At 73.0% G+C, this 22099-nt stretch carries 17 protein-coding genes; 3 read left to right on the top strand and 14 right to left on the bottom strand.

All coding sequences use genetic code 11. The annotated features are described in order from the left end of the window. Positions 1–42: 42 nt before the first annotated feature. The 7 genes from CFP66_RS14365 to gcl all read right to left on the bottom strand — a co-directional run bounded on the left by CFP66_RS14365 (position 43) and on the right by gcl (position 9461). Entirely contained in the window at positions 43–1299 is a 1257-nt protein-coding gene (locus CFP66_RS14365; RefSeq protein WP_094924068.1) for an acyl-CoA dehydrogenase family protein, read from the bottom strand. Continuing rightward, on the bottom strand, positions 1296–2570 hold the full coding sequence (locus CFP66_RS14360; protein ID WP_158228104.1) for an MFS transporter: 1275 nt from the start codon (positions 2568–2570) through the stop codon (positions 1296–1298). Before CFP66_RS14360 ends, CFP66_RS14365 begins: the two co-directional genes overlap by 4 nt. Before the next feature lie 12 nt (positions 2571–2582). Next, a complete protein-coding gene (locus CFP66_RS14355; RefSeq protein WP_158228103.1) occupies positions 2583–3860 on the bottom strand; it encodes an MFS transporter in 1278 nt (425 codons plus the stop codon). Positions 3861–3883: 23 nt separating this feature from the next. Beyond that, positions 3884–5113, bottom strand: a complete 1230-nt coding sequence (locus CFP66_RS14350) for an acyl-CoA dehydrogenase family protein (RefSeq protein ID WP_094924060.1) — start codon at positions 5111–5113, stop codon at positions 3884–3886. Between the two features lie 18 nt (positions 5114–5131). Beyond that, positions 5132–6229: a zinc-binding dehydrogenase gene (locus CFP66_RS14345; RefSeq protein WP_094924057.1), complete on the bottom strand. Its 1098-nt coding sequence runs from the start codon at positions 6227–6229 to the stop codon at positions 5132–5134. Positions 6230–6511: 282 nt separating this feature from the next. After that, positions 6512–7657, bottom strand: coding sequence for an allantoicase (alc, locus tag CFP66_RS14340; protein ID WP_094924054.1), 1146 nt, complete (start codon positions 7655–7657; stop codon positions 6512–6514). 34 nt (positions 7658–7691) lie between these two features. Continuing rightward, positions 7692–9461 carry a glyoxylate carboligase gene (gene gcl, locus CFP66_RS14335; protein WP_094924051.1) on the bottom strand — a complete coding sequence of 590 codons (1770 nt, stop codon included), beginning with the start codon at positions 9459–9461 and terminating at the stop codon, positions 7692–7694. A gap of 194 nt (positions 9462–9655) precedes the next feature. On the opposite strand from gcl, the gene CFP66_RS14330 reads away from it, so the two are divergent. Further along, the gene (locus CFP66_RS14330; protein WP_094924047.1) at positions 9656–10333 is read left to right on the top strand and encodes a GntR family transcriptional regulator; all 678 of its coding nucleotides are present in this window, start codon (positions 9656–9658) and stop codon (positions 10331–10333) included. A gap of 19 nt (positions 10334–10352) precedes the next feature. Here CFP66_RS14330 and CFP66_RS14325 read toward each other — a convergent pair whose 3' ends face one another. The 5 genes from CFP66_RS14325 to CFP66_RS14305 are packed head-to-tail and all read right to left on the bottom strand — an operon-like array spanning position 10353 to position 15275. Continuing rightward, positions 10353–11444: a Gfo/Idh/MocA family protein gene (locus tag CFP66_RS14325; protein ID WP_233159422.1), complete on the bottom strand. Its 1092-nt coding sequence runs from the start codon at positions 11442–11444 to the stop codon at positions 10353–10355. Further along, positions 11441–12136, bottom strand: coding sequence for a ThuA domain-containing protein (locus tag CFP66_RS14320; RefSeq protein ID WP_094924043.1), 696 nt, complete (start codon positions 12134–12136; stop codon positions 11441–11443). Before CFP66_RS14320 ends, CFP66_RS14325 begins: the two co-directional genes overlap by 4 nt. A 10-nt stretch (positions 12137–12146) precedes the next feature. Continuing rightward, entirely contained in the window at positions 12147–13061 is a 915-nt protein-coding gene (locus CFP66_RS14315) for a carbohydrate ABC transporter permease (protein ID WP_094924041.1), read from the bottom strand. 1 nt (position 13062) lies between these two features. Beyond that, positions 13063–13956, bottom strand: coding sequence for a carbohydrate ABC transporter permease (locus CFP66_RS14310; RefSeq protein WP_094924039.1), 894 nt, complete (start codon positions 13954–13956; stop codon positions 13063–13065). Beyond that, positions 13953–15275: an ABC transporter substrate-binding protein gene (locus CFP66_RS14305; protein ID WP_198961447.1), complete on the bottom strand. Its 1323-nt coding sequence runs from the start codon at positions 15273–15275 to the stop codon at positions 13953–13955. The genes CFP66_RS14310 and CFP66_RS14305 overlap by 4 nt, the downstream gene beginning before the upstream one ends. Positions 15276–15531: 256 nt before the next feature. On the opposite strand from CFP66_RS14305, the gene CFP66_RS14300 reads away from it, so the two are divergent. Beyond that, positions 15532–16584 carry a LacI family DNA-binding transcriptional regulator gene (locus tag CFP66_RS14300; protein ID WP_233159420.1) on the top strand — a complete coding sequence of 351 codons (1053 nt, stop codon included), beginning with the start codon at positions 15532–15534 and terminating at the stop codon, positions 16582–16584. 161 nt (positions 16585–16745) lie between these two features. Here CFP66_RS14300 and CFP66_RS14295 read toward each other — a convergent pair whose 3' ends face one another. Further along, positions 16746–17837, bottom strand: a complete 1092-nt coding sequence (locus CFP66_RS14295; protein WP_198961446.1) for a LacI family DNA-binding transcriptional regulator — start codon at positions 17835–17837, stop codon at positions 16746–16748. Positions 17838–18056: 219 nt separating this feature from the next. Here CFP66_RS14295 and CFP66_RS14290 point away from each other — a divergent pair, with 219 nt between their 5' ends. Beyond that, positions 18057–19265: a CynX/NimT family MFS transporter gene (locus tag CFP66_RS14290; RefSeq protein WP_094924037.1), complete on the top strand. Its 1209-nt coding sequence runs from the start codon at positions 18057–18059 to the stop codon at positions 19263–19265. Between the two features lie 12 nt (positions 19266–19277). Here CFP66_RS14290 and CFP66_RS14285 read toward each other — a convergent pair whose 3' ends face one another. Next, a complete protein-coding gene (locus tag CFP66_RS14285) occupies positions 19278–22094 on the bottom strand; it encodes an alpha-L-rhamnosidase (protein ID WP_094924035.1) in 2817 nt (938 codons plus the stop codon). Positions 22095–22099 lie beyond the last annotated feature (5 nt).

The following is a 22099-nucleotide window of genomic DNA, read 5'->3' as shown; positions in this document are numbered from 1 at the left end:
ACGGCATGTTCGTCATACGTCTCCGATGCTGCACGACGCGCGCTACAAGGCGGTCGGGAGCCCGAAGTGGACGCGGGCGTTCGCGGTGTAGTGGAGATCGGCCTGGGCGCCGATGTGGGTGCGGTACATGGCGACGTCGCGGAAGCAGCGCTGCAGCCGCGACCCGCGCTTCGACGCGCCCGTCCCGCCGGTGGTGAAGAGCCGGTCGACGGCGGCGGCCGCGAGCAGGGCCGCCTGCTGGGCCATCCCCCGGTACCGGACGTCCTCGGCGATGCCGAACGAGCCCGTGCGCTCCCACTCGCGTCCCGCGGCCAGGTAGCCCGCACCGGACGCGACGAGCACGGCCAGCGCCGAGTCGGCGAGGCTCTGGGCCTCCCCGAACCAGCGCTGGTAGTCCGGCGACTCGCAGCGCAGCACCTTCGGCGGCACGGTGGTCTGGCGGGTGCGCAGCATGTGCTCGTACTCGTCCAGCGCCGCGCGGGCGGCTCCGACCACGGGAGCGGCCAGACCGCCGTAGTAGATCGTCAGCGAGCGGCCGAGGTACATCGGGTTGCGGTGCAGGCGGTAGCCCGGCGTACCGCCGTCGGGCATCGCGAAGCCCTTCCAGTCGTAGTGCTCGGCCAGGTGCTCGGGCACGAACACGTCGTCGACCCGCACGGAGTTCGACCCCGTGCCCTGCAGCCCGAGCGTCGCACCGCCGCCCCAGTCGTCGAGCACGGTGTAGTCGCCCCGCGGCAGCACGCAGGCCAGTGGAACGGGCGGGCCGTCGGTCCCGCGGGCGGGCCCCATCGCCGTCGCGATGAAGTGGGTGGCGTGGGTGATGCCGGAGCAGTAGTCCCAGGTGCCGCTCACCCGGTACCCGCCGGGCACCGGATCGGCCGTGCCCGTGGGGGCCGCGCGGTGCGGCGCGCAGAAGTGCCCGTCGGTACCGAAGAGCTCCTCCTGGGCCTGCTCGGAGAAGAACGAGGCGATGTGGAAGATGTGGTCCGAGGCCAGGCACACCGACCACCCGGTGCCCGGGTCGCCGTGCGAGAGCTCGGTGATCAGCCGGAAGAAGGTGTCGAGCCCGAGCTCGTACCCGCCGTAGCGGCGCGGCTGCAGCGCCCGGTAGAAGCCGGCCTCGGTGAACCGTTCGTGCAGGCGGGCGGAGTACCCGCCGCGCTCCTCCCCCGCAGGCGCCTCCTCGATCAGCTCCTCGCGCATCGCCACGGCGCGCGCGATCATCGCCTCCGGGGTCAGGTCCGGTTCGGGGACGGGGACGGCGGTAGGGGTCTGGATCTGGGTCATCGTGCCTCTCATGTCGTGACCTCGACGGGCCGGCGGGTCGGTCTGGTGAGCACGGCGAGGCAGGCGAACGACAGCGCGAGGGTGAGCACCACGTACCCGGCGGCCGACCACGACGTCCCGGTGGCGTGCACGAGCCCCGTTGCGACGAGCGGGCCGAACCCGCTGCCGAGCACGGTGCCGATGGCCGTGCCGACGGCGATGCCGGAGTAGCGCACGGGAGCGTCGAACACCTCCGCGAACGCCACGGGCTGCGCTCCGTACCCGACGCAGTACAGGACGCCGAAGCCGAGCAGGTAGCCGGCGACGATCATGCCGACGTCGCCGCTCTGCACCGCCGCGAACACCAGCACGATTCCCGCGGCGGCGGTGACGCTGCCGGCGAGCACGAGCGGGCGCGGCCCCCAACGGTCGGCGAGCGCGCCGGAGATCGGGACGGTCACCAGCTGCGCCACGTTGCCGGCGAGGACGGCCCACAGCAACACCGCGCTCACCACACTCGCGTGGCCCAGCATGAACGTGACGGCGACCGCGGGGACGGCGGCGAAGCCCAGGTACCCGCCCGCCACGAGCAGCACCTCGCGGGGATACCGGCGGACCACCCGCATCAGCGGGAGTCGCTCGACGGTGCCCACCCGCTGCGTCTCGACGAAGTCGGCCGTCTCGGCCACCGACAGCCGCACCGCGAGCCCGAGGCCGACGAGGACGACGCTGGCCAGGAACGGCACCCGCCATGCCCAGGACGACACCGCGGCCGGCCCCAGCGCGAGCACCGGCAGGAACGCGAGGTTGCCCAGCAGCACCCCCGCAGCCGGACCGGCTTGCGGGAGGCTGGCCAGCAGGCCCTTGCGCCCGTCCGGCGCGCTCTCGTACGCCAGCAGCACCGCCCCGCCCCACTCCCCGCCGAACGCCGCGCCCTGCACGACCCGCAGCAGCACCAGCAGGATCGGTGCGGCGACACCGATCGCACCGAAGCCGGGGAGCAGCCCGATGCCGATCGTCGCCCCGCCCATCAGCACGAGCGTGATCCACAGCGTCGTCCGCCGGCCGTAGCGGTCGCCGAGGTGCCCGAACAGGACGGCGCCCAGCGGGCTCGCGAGGAACCCCGCGGCGAAGGTGCCGAACGCGGCGACGGTGCCCAACAGCGGGTCCGACGACGGGAAGAACACCGCGGGGAACACCAGTGCCGCGGCTGTGCTGTAGATCGAGAAGTCGTAGTACTGGACGGCGGTCCCCACGAAGCTCGCCGCGCCCACCCGCCACGGCGCGCGTCCCTCGGTGGCCACGACCGGCACCCCTCAGTCCGCGACCGTCGCCGGCACCGCGGCCGCGTGCGTCCGGCCGGTCAGCACGGCGAGGCAGGCCATCGAGATCAGCAGCATCAGCCCGACGTAGCCGGCCACCGCCATCGGCTGCCCGGTCACCCGCAGCACGATCGTCGCGATGCCGGGGCCGAGCGCGCTGCCGAGCACGTTGGACAGCTGGAAGCCCAGCGACATGCCGGTGTAGCGGACCCGGGCGTCGAACGCGCGGGCGTAGACGGCGGGCTGCGCGCCGTAGCCGATGCAGTACAGGAACCCGAACCCGAACACGTACCCGGCCACGATCACCCCGAAGCTGCCCGTGCCGACCGCCGCGACCAGCAGGAAGATGGCGGCGATCGCCGTGACCGACCCGACCAGCACGATCGGGCGCGCGCCGATGCGGTCCGACAGCGCCCCGGACAGTGGGACCACCACCAGCTGCACGACGTTGCCCAGCAGGATCGCCGTGATCATCGACGTCCGGTCCACCCCGATCGTCGTGCCGTAGCCGAGCAGGAAGGTGGTGGCGACGATCGGCAGCGTACCGAAGCCCAGGAAGCCACCACAGACGAGCAGCACCTTCCACGGGTAGTGGCGCAGCACCTCGAACAGCGGGACCCGCGCCTCGGTACCCGAGCGCTGCACCTGCACGAACTCCGGTGACTCCGCGATGCGCAGCCGCACGACGATCCCGAAGACGATCAGCACGATGCTGACCAGGAACGGCACCCGCCAACCCCAGGAGTAGAGCGCCGCGTCGGGCAGCGCCGCGACCGGCAGGAAGACCAGATTGCCCAGCAGCACACCGGCGGCGGGCCCGGTCTGGGGCAGGCTCGCGAAGAACCCGCGGCGTTCCGGCGGGGCGTACTCGTAGGCGAGCAGCACCGCGCCGCCCCACTCCCCGCCGAACGCGAACCCCTGCACCAGGCGCAGGCCGATCAGCAGCGCGGGGGCGAGCGCACCCGCGGAGGCGTAGCCGGGCAGCAGGCCGATCGCGGTGGTCGCCACGCCCATCAGGACGAGCGTGACCACCAGCATCCGCTTGCGCCCGATGCGGTCGCCGAAGTGCCCGAACACCAGGCCGCCGATCGGGCGGGCCAGGAAGCCGGCCGCGAACGTCCCGAACGCGGCGAGCGTTCCCAGGAACGGGTCGGCCGCGGGGAAGAACAGCCGCGGGAAGACCAGCGCGGCCGCCGTGCCGTAGATGGCGAAGTCGTAGTACTCGACGGTGGTGCCGGCGAAGCTCGCCGACGCGACGCGCCAGGTGGACACCGTTGTCCGGTCCTTCGCCACCATCAGGTCACCGGCAGCCCGAGGTGCAGCTGGGCGAGCTTGCGGAACATCAGCTCCCGGAAGCCCGTGTTGCGGTGGCTGGCGATCATGGTGAGATCCCGCCAGACGCGCTCGAAGCGCTCCCCCGCGCGCAGCGCGCTGGAACCGATGTTGCGGAACAGCTGCTCGTCGACGGTCTCCCAGACGGCGACGATCGCCTCGCGGGCGATGATCCCGATGCGCTGCTCGTCCTCCTCGCTGTAGGGCTCGCCACCCGACGCCGTGCGCTCGCACAGCTGCATGTGCTCCTCGGCGCAATGCAGCACGGCGGCCTCGGCCGTCGCGAGCTTCCCGAGGGCGGCGCCGTACCAGCGCTGGTAGTCGGGGTCGCCCAGCCGCGGCACCATCGGGGGGACGGTGGTCTTGCGGGTGCGCATCTGGTGCTCGAACTCGTCGAGCGCGTGGTAGCCGGCCCCGAGCGTCAGCGCCGCCAGCGAGATCGTGAACGGCGAGAGTGCGCGCCCGACGTACATCGGGTTGCCGTGCAGCGCCAGGCCCGGCGTGCCGCCGCTGACGTCGACGTTGACCATGCTCGTGTCCTCGACCGCGAACTCCGCCGGGATCCGCCCGTCGTCGAGGACGATGCTGTGCGAGCCGCTGCCGCGCAGGCCCAGCGAATCGCCCCAGGAGCCCTCGACCATCGCCCACTCGCTGCGTGGGGCCACGTAGAGCAACATGTGCTGCGCCGCGTCCTGCGGGGGCAGCCCGGCGAGGAACGCCTGGCCCATGAAGTGGGTGGAGTACGGGATGCCCGAGCAGTAGCGGACCGTGCCGTCGAGCCGCCAGCCGTCCTCCACCCGCTGCGCCTTCGCGTCCGGGGCGGCCACCGACGCGCAGCGGAAGTCACCGTCACCGAAGATCTTCTCCTGCGCGGCCTCCGGGAAGTAGGAGGCGATCTGGACCGCGTGGCTGCTGGCCAGCGCCCAGCACCAGGCGGTGGACACGCACCCGCGCGCCATCTCGATCTGCAGGCGGGTGAAGGTGGGGAAGTCGAACTCGAGCCCGCCGTAGCGTCGCGGCTGCACCACCCGGTACAGGCCCGCCGCCACGAACGCGTCGTGCATCTCCTGCGAGTAGTACGTGCGCTCCTCGGTCTCGGCCTGGGCGGCGACCAGCGTGGGGCGCAGGTCGACCACGGTGCGGATCAGCTGCTCCGGCGTGGTGGCGGTGGTGGCGGTCGCGGTGGTGGTCATGGTCCCCCCGGTGGTCGGTCAGTCGGAGTTCGGCAGCAGGACGGCGGTGAGCACCTCGCGGTCCTCCGCGGCGGCGAGGGCGCTGCCGGCGTCGGGCAGCGGGTAGGTGCGCTCGACCATGGCGACGGGGTCGAGCAGCCCCGACTCCAGCACGCGGGCGTACCGCGGCAGGTCGCGCTGCAGGTCGACGTTGCCGTACTGGCAGCTGCGCACCTCCCGCCCGCGCATCGCCAGGTCGTTCACGGGCAGGTCCACGGTGACGCCGAAGTCGGTCATCCCGAGCGGGACGACGACCCCGCCGCGCCGGGTGGCGGCGAACGCCGTGCGCACCGCGGCCGCGGTGCCCGGCCCGCCGGTCGCCTCGAAGGCGGCGTCGACCCCGCGGCCCCCGGTGAGGTCGCGGACCTGCTCCACGACGTCCCCGTCGGCCGGGTCGAGCACGTCGGAGGCCCCGAGTGCGGCCGCCCGCTTCCGCCGCTCCGGCAGCGGCTCCACGGCCACGACGCGCACCGCCCCGGCCAGCCGGGCGGCCTGGAGGAGCCAGCCGCCGATCCGGCCGGCACCCAGCACCGCGACCGTGTCGCCGAGGCCGACCCGCGCGATGCCGAACACAGCGCCGAGCGCGCTGGCCGCACCGCAGCTGAGCAGGCACAGGTGCTCGTCGGGCAGTGTGGTGTCCATCCGGACGACCCCGTACTCGCGCACCAGCAACTGCTCGGCGTAGGTGCCGACACCGCCGGCCGCGCTGACGAGCGTGCCGTCCGCGCGGCGCGCCACGTGACGCACCCCGCCCTCGAAGATCTCCCGGCACTGGTGGCCCTCGCCGCGCCGGCACCAGAAGCAGTCGCCGCAGGCCGGCGTGCCCGCCACGAGCACCCGGTCGCCCGGCGCCACCGTCGTGACGGCCGAGCCGACGGCCTCGACGACGCCGGCCGCGGAGTGGCCGAGGATCGCCGGCGGCCGGGAGAGCGGGCCGGGGCGGGTGGCGTAGGAGTCGGTCACGCACACCTCCACCGCGCCCGGGCGGACCACGACGTCGCGCGGACCGGGCGGAAGCAGCTCCAGCTCCTCCAGCACCAGCGGGGCCTCGAACTCGGGGAGCACCGCTGCGCGCACCTGGACCTCCTTGTCGGATGGTCATACAATCCAGGCGAGCGTGAGGACTGTCAAGTGTCCGCGCGAGACGACAGCGCCGCGGCGACGACCGTCCCGCCACCCGGGCCATGATCGTTCCGAGATCGCGCTCAGCGCCCTCGTAAGGGCGGAAAGCTCGACCTCGGAACGATCGATCATTGCGAGGTCGAGCTCAGCGCCCTCCTCGGGGCGCTGCGCCGGATCTCGGGCCGATCAACGGTCCTCGGCGTCGATCACGAGCGGCGGGCGCGTCGCGCGTGACGATCAACCCAGCGCGGCCCGCAGCGCGTCGGGCAGGTCCGCGAACCCGGCGAACGGCCGATCCGACACGAGCCCACCGGCCCGCTCGGCCCCGACCAGCGGGGCGAGCACTTCGCGGGCCTGTGTCCCGGGCAGCGCGTGGAACCAGCGCAACCCCAGCTCCCGGCGCTCGTCCGGGGGCAGGGCGCCGTGCAACCGGACGCGCGACAGCCCGCCGTCGGGGTAGACGTCCATCCGGACGTGGGTGACCACGTCACCGGCGGCGAGCCGGAACCGGTGGGGGGTGTCGGGTTGCAGCCGGGTACGGGGAAGCAGCTCGGCCCACGCCTGCGGATCGTCCGGTGCGGCAGTGCGGGCGTCGATCCCGCGCAGCGACGCCCACCCGGGCGCGTTGCCGACGAAGCGGCTGGTGTCGAGCTCGGCGATCGCCACCACCCCGGGCGCCGCCAGCGCGAACGTCACGTGGTCGTTGCCGTCGTCGCGGCGCCGCGCGTTCTCCCAGCCCTCACCCATGGTGCGCGCCTGCCCGGGCAGGATCAGGTTGACCGGTGACGAGTAGAACATGTCGGAGCAGTCGTGGATCCGGCCGCCGTTCACCAGTGCCGCGAGGTCGAACGTCGACGGCAGCAGCCGCGGGTCGGGCACGACGTCGCCGTGCACGCGGAACCGCGCGACCCCACCGTCCGGGTGGATCGAGAGCCGGACGTGGGTGAACCGCTCCCCCGCCGTCACCGGGAACGGGTTGGCCGTGTCGCCCTGCAGCGGCGAGCGAGCCACGATCGTGCGCCACTCGGCCGCCGCCAGCTCGTCCGGGGACGGGTAGCCCTCCACGCCGGTGGCCTCCACGGAGGCGAAGGGCGGGTAGTTGCCGCGGAACCAGGCGGTGTCGACCACCACCCCGCGCACGATGCCCGGCGCCCCGAGCCGCACGATCGCGTGGTCGTGGCCGGGCTCTCGGCGGCGCCGGGTCTCCCAGCCGTCGTAGACCTTGCCCTTGTGCCCGAAGTCCTCGGTGTCGAACACCGCGGGGCCCGGCGTGATCAGGTTCTCCCGCGGGGCGAACAGCTCGTCGTTGGCGTAAGGGACGCCGCCGCCGAGCGTCCGCGACGCGAGGTCGGGCAGTCGCAGGAACTCACGCCCGTCAGTCATCCTCCACCTCTCTGCAGCCGGGTCACGGGCCCGCTCACGCCAGCGCGCCCAGCGCGGTGGGAGCGTGCTCGCGGGTCGTCGCGAGCTCCCCGAACTCGTTCACGTTGTCCAGCTCGGTGCCCATCGCGATGTTCGTGACCCGCTCGAGCACCACCTCGACGACGACGGGCACCCGGTACTCGGCCATCAGCGTGCGCGCCTTCTCGAACGCGGGCACCAGGTCGTCGGGGCGGCGCACGCGCAGCGCCTTGCAGCCCAGGCCCTCGGCGACCGCGACGTGGTCGACACCGTACCCGCCCAGCTCGGGCGCGTTGATGTTCTCGAACGACAGCTGCACGCAGTAGTCCATGTCGAACCCGCGCTGGGCCTGGCGGATCAGGCCGAGGTAGGCGTTGTTCACGACCACGTGGATGTAGGGCAGCTGGAACTGCGCCCCCACCGCCAGCTCCTCGATCATGAACTGGAAGTCGTAGTCTCCCGAGAGCGCCACCACGGTGGCCTCCGGTTCGGCGGCGCACACACCCAGCGCCGCCGGCAGGGTCCAGCCCAACGGGCCCGCCTGCCCCGCGTTGATCCAGTGCCGCGGGCGGTAGACGTGCAGGAACTGCGCCGCGGCGATCTGCGAGAGCCCGATCGTCGTGACGTAGCGGGTGTCCGGCCCGAAGGCGCGGTTCATCTCCTCGTACACGCGGTGCGGCTTGATCGGGACGTCGTCGAAGTGGGTGCGGCGCAGCATCGTGCGCTTGCGCTCGGCGCAGGCGTCCACCCACGTCGAGCGGTCCGGCAGCGCGTGCCGCCGCTCCCCCGCGACCGCGACGAACAGCTCCAGCGCCGCGCGCGCGTCGGAGGCGATGCCGTAGTCGGGCGCGAAGACCCGCCCGATCTGCGTGGGCTCGATGTCGACGTGCACGAACGTGCGGCCGCGGGTGTAGGTGGCAAGGCCGCCGGTGTGCCGGTTGGCCCACCTGTTGCCGATGCCGAGCACGAAGTCCGACTCCAGGAACGTGGCGTTGCCGTAGCGGTGCGCGGTCTGCAGCCCCGCCATCCCGGCGGCGAGGGGGTGGTCGTCGGGGATCGCGCCCCATCCCATGAGCGTCGGGATCACCGGCACGCCGACGAGCTCGGCGAACTCCACGAGCAGGTCCGCGGCGTCGGCGTTGATCACACCGCCGCCGGCGACGATCACCGGCCGCTCGGCGCGGGCGAGCATGTCCAGTGCCTTCTCGACCTGCGCGCGGCTCGCGACGGGCTTGTACACCGGCAGCGGTGCGTAGGTTTCCGGGTCGAACTCGATCTCGGTCTGCTGCACGTCGATCGGCAGGTCGATCAGCACCGGCCCGGGCCGCCCGGAGCGCATCAGGTGGAACGCCTGCTGGAACACCCCCGGCACCTGTGCGGCCTCGAGCACCGTCGTGGCCATCTTCGTGAGCGGGCCCGCGACGGCGGCGATGTCGACGGCCTGGAAGTCCTCCTTGTGCAGCTTCGCCACCGGAGCCTGCCCGGTGATCGCGAGGATCGGGACCGAGTCGGCGGCCGCGGAGTAGAGACCGGTGATCATGTCCGTGCCCGCGGGCCCGGAGGTGCCGACGCAGACGCCGATGTTGCCCGCGCGGGCCCGCGTGTAGCCCTCCGCCATGTGCGCCGCGCCCTCGACGTGCCGCGCGAGCACGTGCGAGATGCCGCCGGCCGCCCGCATCTCGGCGTAGAAGGGGTTGATCGCGGCGCCGGGCAGCCCGAAGGCGCGGGTGACGCCCTCGCGCGCCAGGATCTCGACGGCGGCGCGGGCGGCGGTCATTCGGGGCATGGTCGGTCACCTCTCGGATCAGCGCAGGTCAGGCAGTTGCTACCGGATCAACTTCCGCATCGTGGATGTATACTTTCTCATTGCGGGAACAAGTGTGAGGTTCTGCCCGCGCTGACGTCAAGGGGTTCCGGCGCGGCCCGATGCACGTTCTGCCGCCGTCTAGACTTCCGCGGTCCGGCGAGCGGGGAGGTGCGATGGCCGTCGACGCCGCGGGTGATGCCCCGGATGTGCGCCATCGCGGCAGCGGCCCCCTGCGTGACCGGGTTCGCGACGAGCTGCGGGAGCGCATCGCCGACGGCCGCATCGAGCCGGGCCAGCGGCTCTACGAGATCGCCCTCGCCGCGGAGCTGGGCGTCTCACGGCTACCCGTCCGGGAGGCCATCCGGATGCTCGAGAGCGAGGGCATGGTCTCGGTCCTGCCCCGCCGCGGCGGGGTGCTCGTCCGGCAGCTCGACCGGGAGGACGTGGAGAACCTGTTCGACGTGCGCGAGGCCCTCGAGGTGCTCGCCGCCCGGCGGGCCGCCGAACGGGCCGACGAGGTGGGGCTGGCGGAGCTGCGCCGGCTGGTCACGACCGCCCGCGAGGCCCACCGCGCCGGCGACGCGCCGGGTGTCGACGCGGCCAACACCGCCTTCCACGAGCAGGTGCACCAGCTGGGCCGCAACCCGCTCGTCCCGGAGATGCTGGGACCGCTGACGGGGCGACTGCGCTGGCTGTTCCGCCAGAACGTCGAGCACGAGCGGGTGCTCGACGACCACGAACGCCTGGCCCGGGCCCTCGCCGACCGCGACGCCGAGAAGGCCGCGGAACTGGCACTGGCCCACATCCGCGCCTCCCGCCGGATGGTCCTGGCGATGCTGAGAGACGCATGACCGGTCGGGGAGCGGGTGCTCAGGCCGTCAGGTCCACCACCCCGGCCACTGGGTCCGGACGGCGGCACGTCGTCGTGAGCTGCACCGACGTGTGATCGTCAGCTGCCTGCTGGACCGATTCCATGATGTCGAGCACGTGCAGGCCCAGCTCGTCGCCCGCGCGGTGCGGGCGGTCCGCCGCGACCGCCAGGGCCAGATCGGCCAACCCGTACCCGCGCCCGGCATCCCGGTAGCCGGCCTCGACGCCGACGTCCACCCAGCCATCGTCGGGCGCGCTCGCCGAGAACAGCTCGACGGGGCCGTCGAAGTGGTTCGGGTCGGGCACCGAGAGCGAGCCCGCGGTGCCGTGCACCTCGATGCGCGGCAGCCGGGCCGCCCAGATGTCGAAGCTCATGATCAGCGTCGACAGGGCGCCGGAAGCGTGCTCGAGAACACCGGTGATCGTGGAGTCGATCGCGACGTCGAACGACTCCCCCGCCCGCGCGCCCTTCCCGATCGTGCGGGTGGCCGACGGGCGCGCGGAGGCACCCGTGACCCGCACGACCGGGCCGAGCAGGTGCACCAGCGACGTCAGGTAGTAGGGCCCCATGTCCAGCAGCGGGCCGCCGCCGGGCTGGTAGTAGAACTCGGGGTCCGGGTGCCAGCGCTCGTGCCCGGGCGTGGTCATGAACGCCGTGGCGGCGTGCGGCGTGCCGATGCGGCCCGCGTCGACGACGGCGCGCGCGGTCTGCACGCCCGTGCCGAGCACCGTGTCGGGCGCGCAACCCACGCGCAGCCCGGACGCGGCGGCCGCCTTGACGACCTCCCGGCCCTCCGCCACGGAAGCGGCGAGCGGCTTCTCCACGTACACGTGCTTGCCCGCGCCCAGCGCCGCCTGCGCGACGTCGGCGTGCGTGGCCGGCAGCGTGAGCGCCAGCACGACGTCGACGTCCGGCGCCGCGAGCAGCTCCGGCATCCCCAGCACGCGCGCGTCCCCGTGCTGGGCGGCGAGCGCCTCGGCGCGGTCGGCTCGCAGGTCGCAGACGGCGGTGACCTGCAGTTGCGGCAGCCGCGCAAGGGAGGCCGAGTACTGGCCGGAGATGTTGCCCGCGCCGACGATCCCGACCCTCATCGGGCCGCCCACAGCAGCCCCCGCTCGATGATCGTGTTGACGTTCGGGTCGCGGACCACGTCCATGTCGTGGCCCGGGGTGCAGACGAAGACCTTGCCCCGGCCCCATCCGCGGGTCCAGATGGCGGGTGTGGTGACCGGCCGGTGCCACGGCTCCCACTCGTGCGACGCCACCGTCGTGGTGGCCAGCACGTCGTTGTAGGAGTCGGCGAGCACCCAGTACTGCTCGGTGACGAGGTCGAAGTCGGCGATTCCCCGCGTGATCGGGTGATCCGCCGCCGCCGGCTGCATCTCCACCCGGTACGGGATGAAGTAGTCGGCCTGCTCGCCGGTGCGTTCCTCGGCCTTCTTCGGCGGGTGGCAGGCGAACTGGCCGCCGATCATCTGCAGGTAGTCGCTGGAGTTGCGGTAGGAGTCGGCGATGCCGCCGTGCCAGCCCGCGAGGCCGGTGCCGTTCGCGACGGCCCTCGTCAGCCCGGCGAGCTCGTCCTTCTCGATGGTGCTCATCGTCATGCACTGCATGACCAGGTCGACGCCCGCCATGAACTCGGCGTCGGCGTAGACCTTCGGCGAGTCCTCGGCCCGGACGGCGAAGCCGTTCTCCTGCAGGTGCGGGATGAAGTGGTCGGTCGCCGCGACCGGGTGGTGTCCTTCCCAGCCGCCGCGCACCACCAGTGCCTGCCGATCCGTCACGAGAACCCCTTCACTTCGAGAAACCGGCGGTCATTCCCGCCAACAGGTGTCGCCGACCGACCACGTACAGCGCGAGGATCGGCAGCGTCGCGAGCACCACGGACGCCAGCACGGCCGGGACGTTGATCCCGTACTCGCCCTGGAAGGCCCACAGCGCGAGTGGGAGCACCCGCATCTCCGGGCTCTGCGTGAGCACCAGCGGCAGCAGGAACGCGTTCCACACCTGCAGCCCCTGGTAGATCGACACCGTGATGAGCGCAGGCTTGGTCAGCGGGAACGCCAGCCGCCACATCGTGCCCCACTCGCTGGCACCGTCCAGGCGCATCGACTCGAACAGCTCGTTCGGGACGTCCCGGATGAAGTTCGCCAGGATCAGCACCGAGAGCGGGATGGCGAACGCGATCGAGGGCAGGATCAGCGCGAGGTGGCTGTCGTAGAGGCTCAGCCGGATGATGATCAGGTAGACCGGGATGATCACGGCCTGGAGCGGGCAGGCCAGCCCCATCAGGAAGATGGTGTTGCTGACCCGCAGGAACCGGCCGCGCCCGCCGCGGACGATCGCGAATGCCGCCATGAACGAGACCAGCACCGCGGGGATCGTCGCGCCGAGCGTCACGATCACCGAGTTGAGGAAGTAGGTGAGGAAGTCGGCCTCGAACACCGCCTGGTAGTTCTCCAGGGTCGGCTCGGCGGGCAGCATCGGGTTGCTCGTGTAGTAGGCCGACTGCGGCTTGAAGCTGGTGATGACGACCCAGTAGATCGGGACGATGATGATCGCGAGCCACACGTAGCCCGCGAGGCCCCCGAGGTAGTTGGGCCGGTCCGCGCCCGCCGGACGCCGTCGCGACGCCCGCCTCGGCGGCGGACCCGGCACGGGGCCCCCGGAGCGCACGTCGGGGACGGTGGTGCTGGTCGGTGTGGCCATGTCAGGCTCCTTCCAGCTGGCTCGCGCCCGCGTCCTTGCCGCCGAGGCGCTGGATGCCCATCGCGAGCAGCACCGCGACGACGACGATGATCAGCGCGATCACGCTCGCCGGCCCCATCGCGTTGCCCCGGAAACCGCGCAGGTACATGTCGAGCGCCAGCACCCGGGTGGCATCGCTCGGGCCGCCCCCGGTGAGCACGAAGATCAGGTCGAAGAACGTCATCGATCCCGCCACCATCAACGTCGAGGACGTGATCATCGTGTACTTCAGCTGCGGCAGCGTGATCGAGAAGAACTGCCGCACCCGCCCGGCACCGTCGATCCGGGAGGCCTCGTAGAGCGAAGCGGGGACCTGGCGCACCGCGCCCTGGTAGATCAGCGCGTGGAAGGGGATGAACTGCCAGGACACGATGAAGACCACCGTGCCGACCGCGAGGACGGGGTCACCCAGCCAGTTCTGCACCAGCAGCGGGATCCCCAGCGACGCACCGAGACCGAAGTTGGGGTCCAGCAGCGCCTTGTAGGTGATCGCGATCGCCGCCGAGCTCAGCAGCAGCGGGGTGAAGTACAGCACCGCGAGCACCGCGCGGTAGCGGTGCGGGCCCGAGATGAACACGCCGAGGAGGATGCTCAGCGGGGTCTGCACCGCCCAGGACAGCGCCATGATCAGGAACGTGACGCCGAGCGAGTGCAGCAGGCCGGGGTCGGCGAGCACCGACACCCAGTTGCCGAACCCGGTGGGCGTGATCTCGCCGATGCCGTTCCAGCTCGTGAAGCTCAGGACGAGCACGCCGATCAGCGGGATGATCCCGAACGCCGTGAAGAATGCCAACGCCGGCAGCACGAGCCACGTGAGTGACCCGCCCTGCCGGACGCTGACCGAACCGCTGCTCACGACGAGGGGACCGCATTCATGTTGGTGGCGAACTGCTCCGGTGTGATCGACAGCGAGAACAGCTGCTCGATGTTGTTGAGCAGCTGTTCCGCGGGGCCGGGCAGCAGCGCCTGGTCCCAGGAGTGCACCCAGCTCGACGCCTGGGTGGCCGAGTCGTAGACGAACTGCTGGAACGGAGCGTCCGGCCCGGAGAACTTGCTGTCGACGCCCTGGACGATCGGCACGGCACCACTGGCGACCCAGCCGTCGATGTCGGCGTCGGTGAGCAGGCCGTTGGCGAAGTAGTCCAGCGCGATGGCCTTCTGCTCCTCCGAGGCCTGGGAGGACAGCGCGAGGAACGACGCCGGGTTGCCGACGCCGGCGGTGGGGTCACCCGCGCCGCCCTCGATGGCCGGGAACTGGGACCAGCCCAGGTGCCCGCCGGTCACGAAGTCGCCGCCCTCCTCCTTCATGGAGCCGTACGTCCACGCGCCGTGCAGCATCATCGCGGCCCGGCCCTGGTGCAGCAGCGCCTGGTCGGCGTTGGCGTCGGCGGAGATCGACTGGAACCCGTTGGCGAACCCGTTCGCCCGCACGAGGTCCTGCACCTTCGTCAGCCCGGCGATCGCGGCCGGGTGCGACCAGGCGTCCGGCTCGCCCGCCGCGATGGCGTCGAAGACCTCGGGGCCGCCCTGCCGGTCGAACAGGAACTCCAGCCACATCATGTTGGTCCAGCGCGACTGCCCGGCGAGCGAGAACGGTGCGATGCCCGCGTCGTTGAACACCGGCACGAGCGCCATCAGCTCGTCCCACGTGGTCGGCGGCTGCGCGCCGACCTGCTCGAACAGCTGCTTGTTGTGGAACATGACGATCGGCGACACCTGCTCGCACGGCATCGCGTAGATGCGTCCGTCGATCGTGGCCGCGGGGAACGCGTTCTCGAACAGCTTCGACTTGATCTCGGGGTTCTGCGCGAACCAGTCGGTGAGGTCGTCCACCTGACCGTTGTTCACGTAGTCGCGCAGGCCGCCGCCGCCCCAGGTCCAGATGGCGGAGGGCGCCTGGTTCGCGCCGACGGCCGTGCGGATCCGGGTCTTGTACGCGTCGTTCTCGAAGAACGTGGCCGCGAGCTGCCCGTCGGGGTGCGAGGCGTTGAACGCGTCGACCGTCGCCTTGCGAAGGCCCTCCTGGGGCTGGCCGGTGAGGTACCAGATGCTCGCCTCGCCTGCGGCCGCCTGGCCGGGGCCCGTGGTGCCGCATGCGGCGAGCGCGCTCGCGCCAAGAGGTGCGGCCATCGCGAGGGCCAGGAACGACCTTCGGGAAAGCGGGTTCTGATCCACGTCGATCTCCGTTGCGCCGGGCCGCACCACTGCGGCCGCTCCGTTCGAGCGGGGGCCGCCATGCCGATACTTTTCGAAACAGCTGGCGTGCGCCGCAGACGATAGGCAGTGGAGCGGAAGCGGGTCAATAGCCAGATACAGCCCGTGGCCAGCCCGATATCGAAACGTCTTCCCGGGCTCGATCTCGAAAAGTTTCGGTGGCGCTGTGCTCCGTGGTCTGCCTAGACTGCGCGTCGTCAGAGGAGGAGGCATTGCCGTGGGTGCACTGGAAAGGCCTGCCCCACGCCGGTCCGCCACACGCGCGACGCTCGCCACCGTCGCAGCGTCGGCCGGGGTGTCGGTCGCCACGGTCTCCAAGGTCGTCAACGGCCGGGACGACGTCGCCGCGGGCACGCGCGCGCTCGTGGAGGAACTGCTGCGCCGCCACGACTACGTGCCTCCGTCCACCCGGCGCACCTCGACCGCGCCGGCCACGGTGGAGCTGCTCATCCACGGCTCGTTCGGGGCGTACTCCACCCAGGTCATCGAGGGGCTGGTCCACGCGGGCGCACAGGCAGGCGCCTCGGTCGTGGTCGGCGCGCTCGACGACCGCCTCTCCGGCACCACCCCGCAGGCGTGGGCCCGCCGCCTCGCCGCCGCCGGGCGCGTGGGCGTCATCGTCGTCACCGGTGCCCTCACCCAGGCGCACATCCACGCGCTCGCGCTCGCCGGCGTGCCGCTGGTCCTGATGGACCCGCTGAACCTGCCGCGCGCCGAGGTCACCAGCGTCGGCTCCACGAACTTCGCCGGCGGTATGACCGCCACCCAGCACCTGATCGGTCTCGGCCACCGCGACATCGCCTACGTCGGAGGCCCGCCGACAGCCGGCTGCAACCAGGCACGGCTGCACGGCTACCGCGCCGCGCTGGAGACCGCCGGGATCACCGCGCGTCCCGAGTTCGTCCACGGCGAGGACTTCAGCTACGACGTCGGACGCCGCGCGGGCGCCGCGCTGCTGGACCTGCCGACCCGGCCCACGGCCATCGTCGGCGGCAGCGACACCATCGCGCTGGGGATCATGGAGGCGGCGCGCGTGCGGGGCCTGCGGATCCCCGACGAGCTCAGCGTCACCGGCTTCGACGACACCGAGGTGGCCACGATGGCCGCTCCCCCGCTCACGGTGATCCGCCAGCCGCTGCGCGAGATGGGCCGCGTCGCCCTCAAGACCGTGCTGCGCCTGGCTGCAGGCGAGACGCTCGACTCCCACCACGTGGAGCTGGCCACGGAACTCGTCGTCCGCAACACCACGGCCCCGCCGCCCGGCGCCTGACAGAGCGACACACGCGCACCCAGACCCCGACTCGCGGGGTACGGACCCCGACTCGCGGAGCGGGTGCTCCCCCCCATTCCGCGAGTCGGGGCTGGAGGCGCGCGATGGCCTCGAGCGTGCCCGCGCCGGGCGCGGCGGAAGCGCACGGCTGCGGCTGGAGTTCAGCCCCTCCGGCGGGGCTCCGCAGGGCTCCTCGCGGCGACCAGCGGGTCGTGCTCGCGGCCTGCGCTGCTCTCGCGCACCACCAGCGAGGGCTGCACGACCACGGTCTCGTGCCGGTGCTCGCCGCCACGGGCCACCTCGTCGACCAGCAGGCCGACGGCGGCCACACCGATCTCCTCGCCCGGCATGCGCACCGACGTCAGCGGCACGGCCCCGCCCCAGGCGCGCTTGTCGTAGTCGCAGCCCATCACGGCGATGTCGCCGGGCACCGCGAGGCCGGCCCGCCCGAGCTCCTGCACCAGACCCATGCCGAGCAGGTCGGTCACCGCGATCACGGCGTCCGGACGCCGATGCGCCGGCAGCGCCGCGAGCCGGGCGGCCGCACCGGGTCCGCCTCCGGCGCTCAGGTCCTCGGTGGGGATCTCGACCAGTTCGGCCCCGGCGTCGGTGACCGCGCGGCGCACGCCCCGGCGGCGGTCCCGGACCGGCTGCAGGTGGTCGCGTCCGGCGACGAAGGCCAGCCGCCGGTGCCCGAGGTCGAGCATGTGCCGGGCGGCGAGGTGGCCCGCCTGCTCGTTGTCGACCAGCACGGTGCAGCAGTCGGGGCGGCCGGAGTCGTAGTTCAGCACCACGACCGGCGTGCCCCGGCGCCGCACGCGGTCCACGCCGGTGCGCGGGTCGGTCATCGGGGCCAGCAGGATCCCGCTGACCCGGGCGCCCTCGAAGAAGTCCAGGTGGACGTCCTGCAGATCGTCGTCGTTGTCGCTGTTGGCCAGCAGCAAGGTCATCCCGCGGGCGGTGGCCTCCTGCTGCGCGCCCCGGGCGATGTCGACGAACAGCGTGTTGCCCAGGTCGACCAGCACGAGCCCGATGGTGCGGTTCTCGCCGGCCGCGAGCGAGCGGGCCTGGGAGTTGCGCACGAAGCCGAGGGCGTCGATCGCGGCGTGCACGCGCCGCCGCGTGGACTCCTTGACCCGCTCCGGGTGGTTGAGCACGTGCGAGACGGTGCCCAGCGAGACCCCCGCACGCGCCGCCACGTCGGTCATGCTCGGTTTGACCCGCCCCGACCGTGCCGAGCCGCCGGAGGACATGGGGGCACCTTAGTGCGGCGGCCACGAACGTTCACCGGGTCATGCAGCGGCCGGCCCGCGGCCACCGCGGGAGGCGATCATGACGGCGTCGAGGGCCTCGCCTGCAGCCCACATCGCTCGCCGCCCATGGTCGAAGCCGGCGACCGTGGCTACGACTGTCCTGTCGGGCTTTTCACCTCCGCATGACGCGGCGGACGCGGGGTAGGACGATGAGGACCGGTGAACACCGTCCGTCCCGCGACCCCGACCGACGCACGGGCGGTACCGGCGGCGCTGCTGATCGCCGCGATCCTGCTGCTGGCTCTGAACCTGCGCGGGCCCCTCGTCGCCGTGTCGGCGGTCGTCGACCCGATCCGCGCCGATCTGGGGATCGACGCCGCCACCGTCGGCCTGTTCACGAGCCTGCCGGTGCTGTGCTTCGGGTTGGCCGCTCCCCTGGCGTCCGCGCTGCTCGCCCGCACCGGCACCGGCCGCGGGGTGCTCGTCGCGCTGGCCGTCCTGCTCGTCGGGATCGTGGTCCGCTCGCTCGGCGGCCTGCCCGCCGCGATCGCCGGGACGCTCCTGCTCGGGCTCGCGATCACGACGGCCAACATCGCCGTGCCCGTGGTGATCGGCCGGGATCTGCGCGGGCACGCGAGCGCGATCCTCGGCGCCTACACCGCCACGTTGAACGTCGGGTCGATGCTCTCGCTCACGCTGACGGTGCCGATCGCGGCCGCCACCGGCTGGCGGGCCGCGCTCGCGAGCTGGGGCGTGCTGGTCGTCGTGGCCGCCGCACTCTGGTGGCACGCCACCCGCAGGCCCCGGATCGAACCGGCGGCCGGCACCACAGCACCGGCGGGAGCACCCGCGTCGTCGTGGCGGCAGCCGGCCGCCTGGGGTCTCACGGCGGCGTTCGCCGGGCAGTCCTTCGCCTACTACGGCGTGACGGCGTGGCTGCCGCAGCTGCTGCGCGACGAGCTCGGGATGCCCGCCGCCGGTGCGGGCGCGGCGTCGTCGGTCTTCCAGATCGCCGCGCTCGGCGGGGCGTTCGGCGTGCCCGTGCTGCTGCGGTACGGCCGCGCGCGCACCACCGTGCTCGTCGTGTGCGCCGCGTGGGTGACGCTCCCGCTCGGCCTGCTGCTCGCACCGCACCTGTGGGCGCTCTGGTGCGTCCTCGGCGGCGCCGCGCAGGGCGGCGGCCTGACCGTGATCTTCTCGCTGGTCGTGCGGGTCGCCCGGGACGAGGCGGAGAACCGGCGGTTCTCGGCCCTGGTCCAGGGCGGCGGCTACACCGTCGCCGCGGCCGGGCCGCCGGTGATCGGCGCCGTCCACGCCGCTACCGGCGGCTGGACGGCGCCGCTCCTCGTCGTGGTCGCCGCGATCGCGTTGCTCGCGACGGCGGCCACCGCCGTGGCGGTCGGGCAGCGGGCGAGCCGCGCGGCCTGACCGCCTGCGGGGTCAGCGCACGCCGGTCCGACCGCTGCTGACCGACTCCAGCGCAGCCCGCACGTGCTCCCTGACCTGCGGCGACACCCGGTCCAGGGCCTCGGACAGCGGCTGGTTCGGCAGCCAGCGCGTGCGGTCGCGGAAGTCCCGCGCCTGCGCGGCGTCCTGTGTCCGCAGCGTGGTCACGAGCGCCTCGTAGGCCTCCGGGTCGTCGATGACCTCGGCGAGCGGGGTGTCCAGGCCGACCGGGCCGTGGCCGTTGGACGCCGCCGGTGCGGCCACCTCCCAGCGGTGGGCGCCCGACCCGACCGTCAGCACCTGCGACGCGCCGGGCAGCCGCACGGTGGCGGTGGTGTTCGCCGGCACGACGGCGTCGACCACGATCCGGTCCCCGCGGCGCTCCCACCCCGCCGACGCGCGCCCGTACGGGGTGTCGTGCGCGGTGCGCGCGAACTCCAGGCCGGGCAGCGGCTGGGGCGCGATCGTGATCTCCGCGTACCCGGGTGCGGCGGGGGCCAGTCCCGCGACGACCCGGTGCAACCAGTCCGCGATCGCCCCGAACGCGTAGTGGTTGAACGAGGTCATCTGCCCGGGGTTGACCGATCCGTCCTCGAGCAGGCTGTCCCAGCGCTCCCAGACCGTGGTGGCGCCCATCGTCACCGGGTAGAGCCACGACGGGCAGTCGGTCTGCAGCAGCAGCCGCGCCGCGGCGTCGGTGTGCCCCGCGGCGGTCAGCGCGTCCTGCACGATCGGCGTGCCGACGAAGCCGGTGGCCACCCGGTAGCCCGCCGTCCGCACGAGCGCGGCCAGCCGCTCGGCCATCACCCGCCGCAGGTCCAGGTCGGTGACGATGCCGTAGACCAGCGCCATCGCGTAGGCGGTCTGGGTGTCGGAGAGCATCCGCCCGGCCGGCGTGACGTACTCGCGCAGGAAGGCCGCGCGCACCCGCTCCGCGACCTCCCGGTAGTGCGCGGCGTCCTGCTCCCGCCCCAGGAGCGCGGCGGCACGGGCGAGCAGATCGCTGCTGCGGAACAGGTGCGCGCTGGCCACGAGGTCCTGGTCGGTCGTCGCGTCACCCGGACGCTCCGGCGGGGCGGCCGGGTCGAGCCAGTCACCGAACTGGAACCCGCCCTCCCACAGCAACCGCGACCCGGACAGCCCGAGCAACACCTCGACCCAGTCGCGCATGCTGTCGTACTGGGCGGCGACCACCGCGCGGTCCCCGAAGCGCTCGTGCAGCACGAGCGGGAGCACGGTCGCGGCGTCGCCCCACGCGGCCGCCGGCGTGCGCGCCTTCTCCAGGACGTTCGGGACGATGTAGGGCACGACCCCGTGGTGGGCACGCTGCTCGAGGGCGAGGTCGCGCAGCCACGAGGCCAGGAAGCCGTCGCAGTCGAACAGCAGCGACGCGGTCGGGGCGAACACCTGGATGTCGCCGGTCCAGCCCAGCCGCTCGTCGCGCTGGGGGCAGTCGGTGGGCACGTGCAGGAAGTTGCCCCGCATCCCCCACACCACGTTCTCGTGCAGCCGGTTCACCAGCTCGTGCGAACTGGAGAACCAGCCGGTGCGGCGCATGTCGCTGTGCACCACGACGGCGACGACGTCGGCCGGGTCCAGCGCACCCGGCCAGCCCTCGACCTGCGCGTAGCGGAAACCGTGGAACGTCGAGCGCGGCTCCCAGGTCTCCGCCTCGCCGCCGGCGAGGGTGTAGTGATCGACCGCGGCGGCCGCCCGCAGCGGGCGGGTGCTCAGCTCCCCGTCCTCCATCACCTCGGCGTGGCGCAGCGTGACGGTGCTGCCCCGCTCGCCGCGCACGGTGATCCGCAGCCAGCCCACCAGGTTCTGGCCGAAGTCCAGGACGGTGGCGCCGCTCGGGGTGGTCAGCACCTCGCGGACCGCGACCTCCTCGGTGCGCCGGGCGCCGGGGGACATCCGGGCCTCGGGCACGGGGAACTGCCCGTCCACCCGCACCGGCGACCAGCCGGAGTCGTCGAAACCGGGCGCCGACCAGCCCGGCAGCGCGCGGGTGGCGTCGTAGGACTCGCCGGCGTAGATGCCGCCCGCGGTGATCGGCCCCTCCCCCGTCGCGCGCCAGTCCGGGCCGCTGGCCACGGTCTCGGTGCGCCCGTCGGCGTAGTCGAGCACCAGCTGGAGGGCCACCGCCGGCTGCGTGCCGTAGAACCGCGCCGCGCTGTCCCGGAAACCGAACCGCTCGCAGAACCAGCCGCCCGACAGCCACACCCCCACCGCGTTCTCGCCCTCGGTGAGCAGACCGGTGACGTCGGTGGTCTCGTGGAGCAGCCGCCGCGCATACGTCGTCCAGCCCGGCTTGAGCACCTCGTCGTCGACCTCGCGGCCATTGAGCTCCACCTGGTAGACGCCGTGCGCCGTGGCGTACAACGTGGCACGGCGCAGCGCCCCGTCCACGGTGAACGCCGCCCGGACGAGCGCGGGCTGGGCCTCCGCCGCCGGCTCGGCCAGCCCGACCATCCGCGCGGTCCAGCCGCCCTCGGGCAGGAACCCGGCGACGACGGGCTGCGGCGCGCTCCACTCCGACGTCTCGCCGTCGGTGCCGGTGACGCGGACCCGGACCTCGTGCGCCGCACCCGGCTCCAGGGCGTCGAAGGGCCAGTCGACGAGCACCGAGCCCTGCCCGTCCAGGCGCACGGATCGGCGCTCCTCGCCGGTCTGCAGCTGCACCTCCGCCGCCGCCTGCCGCCAGTCGGTGCCGTCGGACTCGGTCACCCACGACAGGCGTGGGCGCGCGGTGGCGACGGTCGCGCGGTCGGTGGCGTACTCGGCGGTGATGCGGGCAACGCGGATGGGCACGAATC

Origin of the sequence: Pseudonocardia sp. MH-G8 (genome assembly GCF_002262885.1) — a bacterium.
Lineage (GTDB): Bacteria > Actinomycetota > Actinomycetes > Mycobacteriales > Pseudonocardiaceae > Pseudonocardia.
This window is presented reverse-complemented; position numbering and strand designations above follow the sequence as displayed.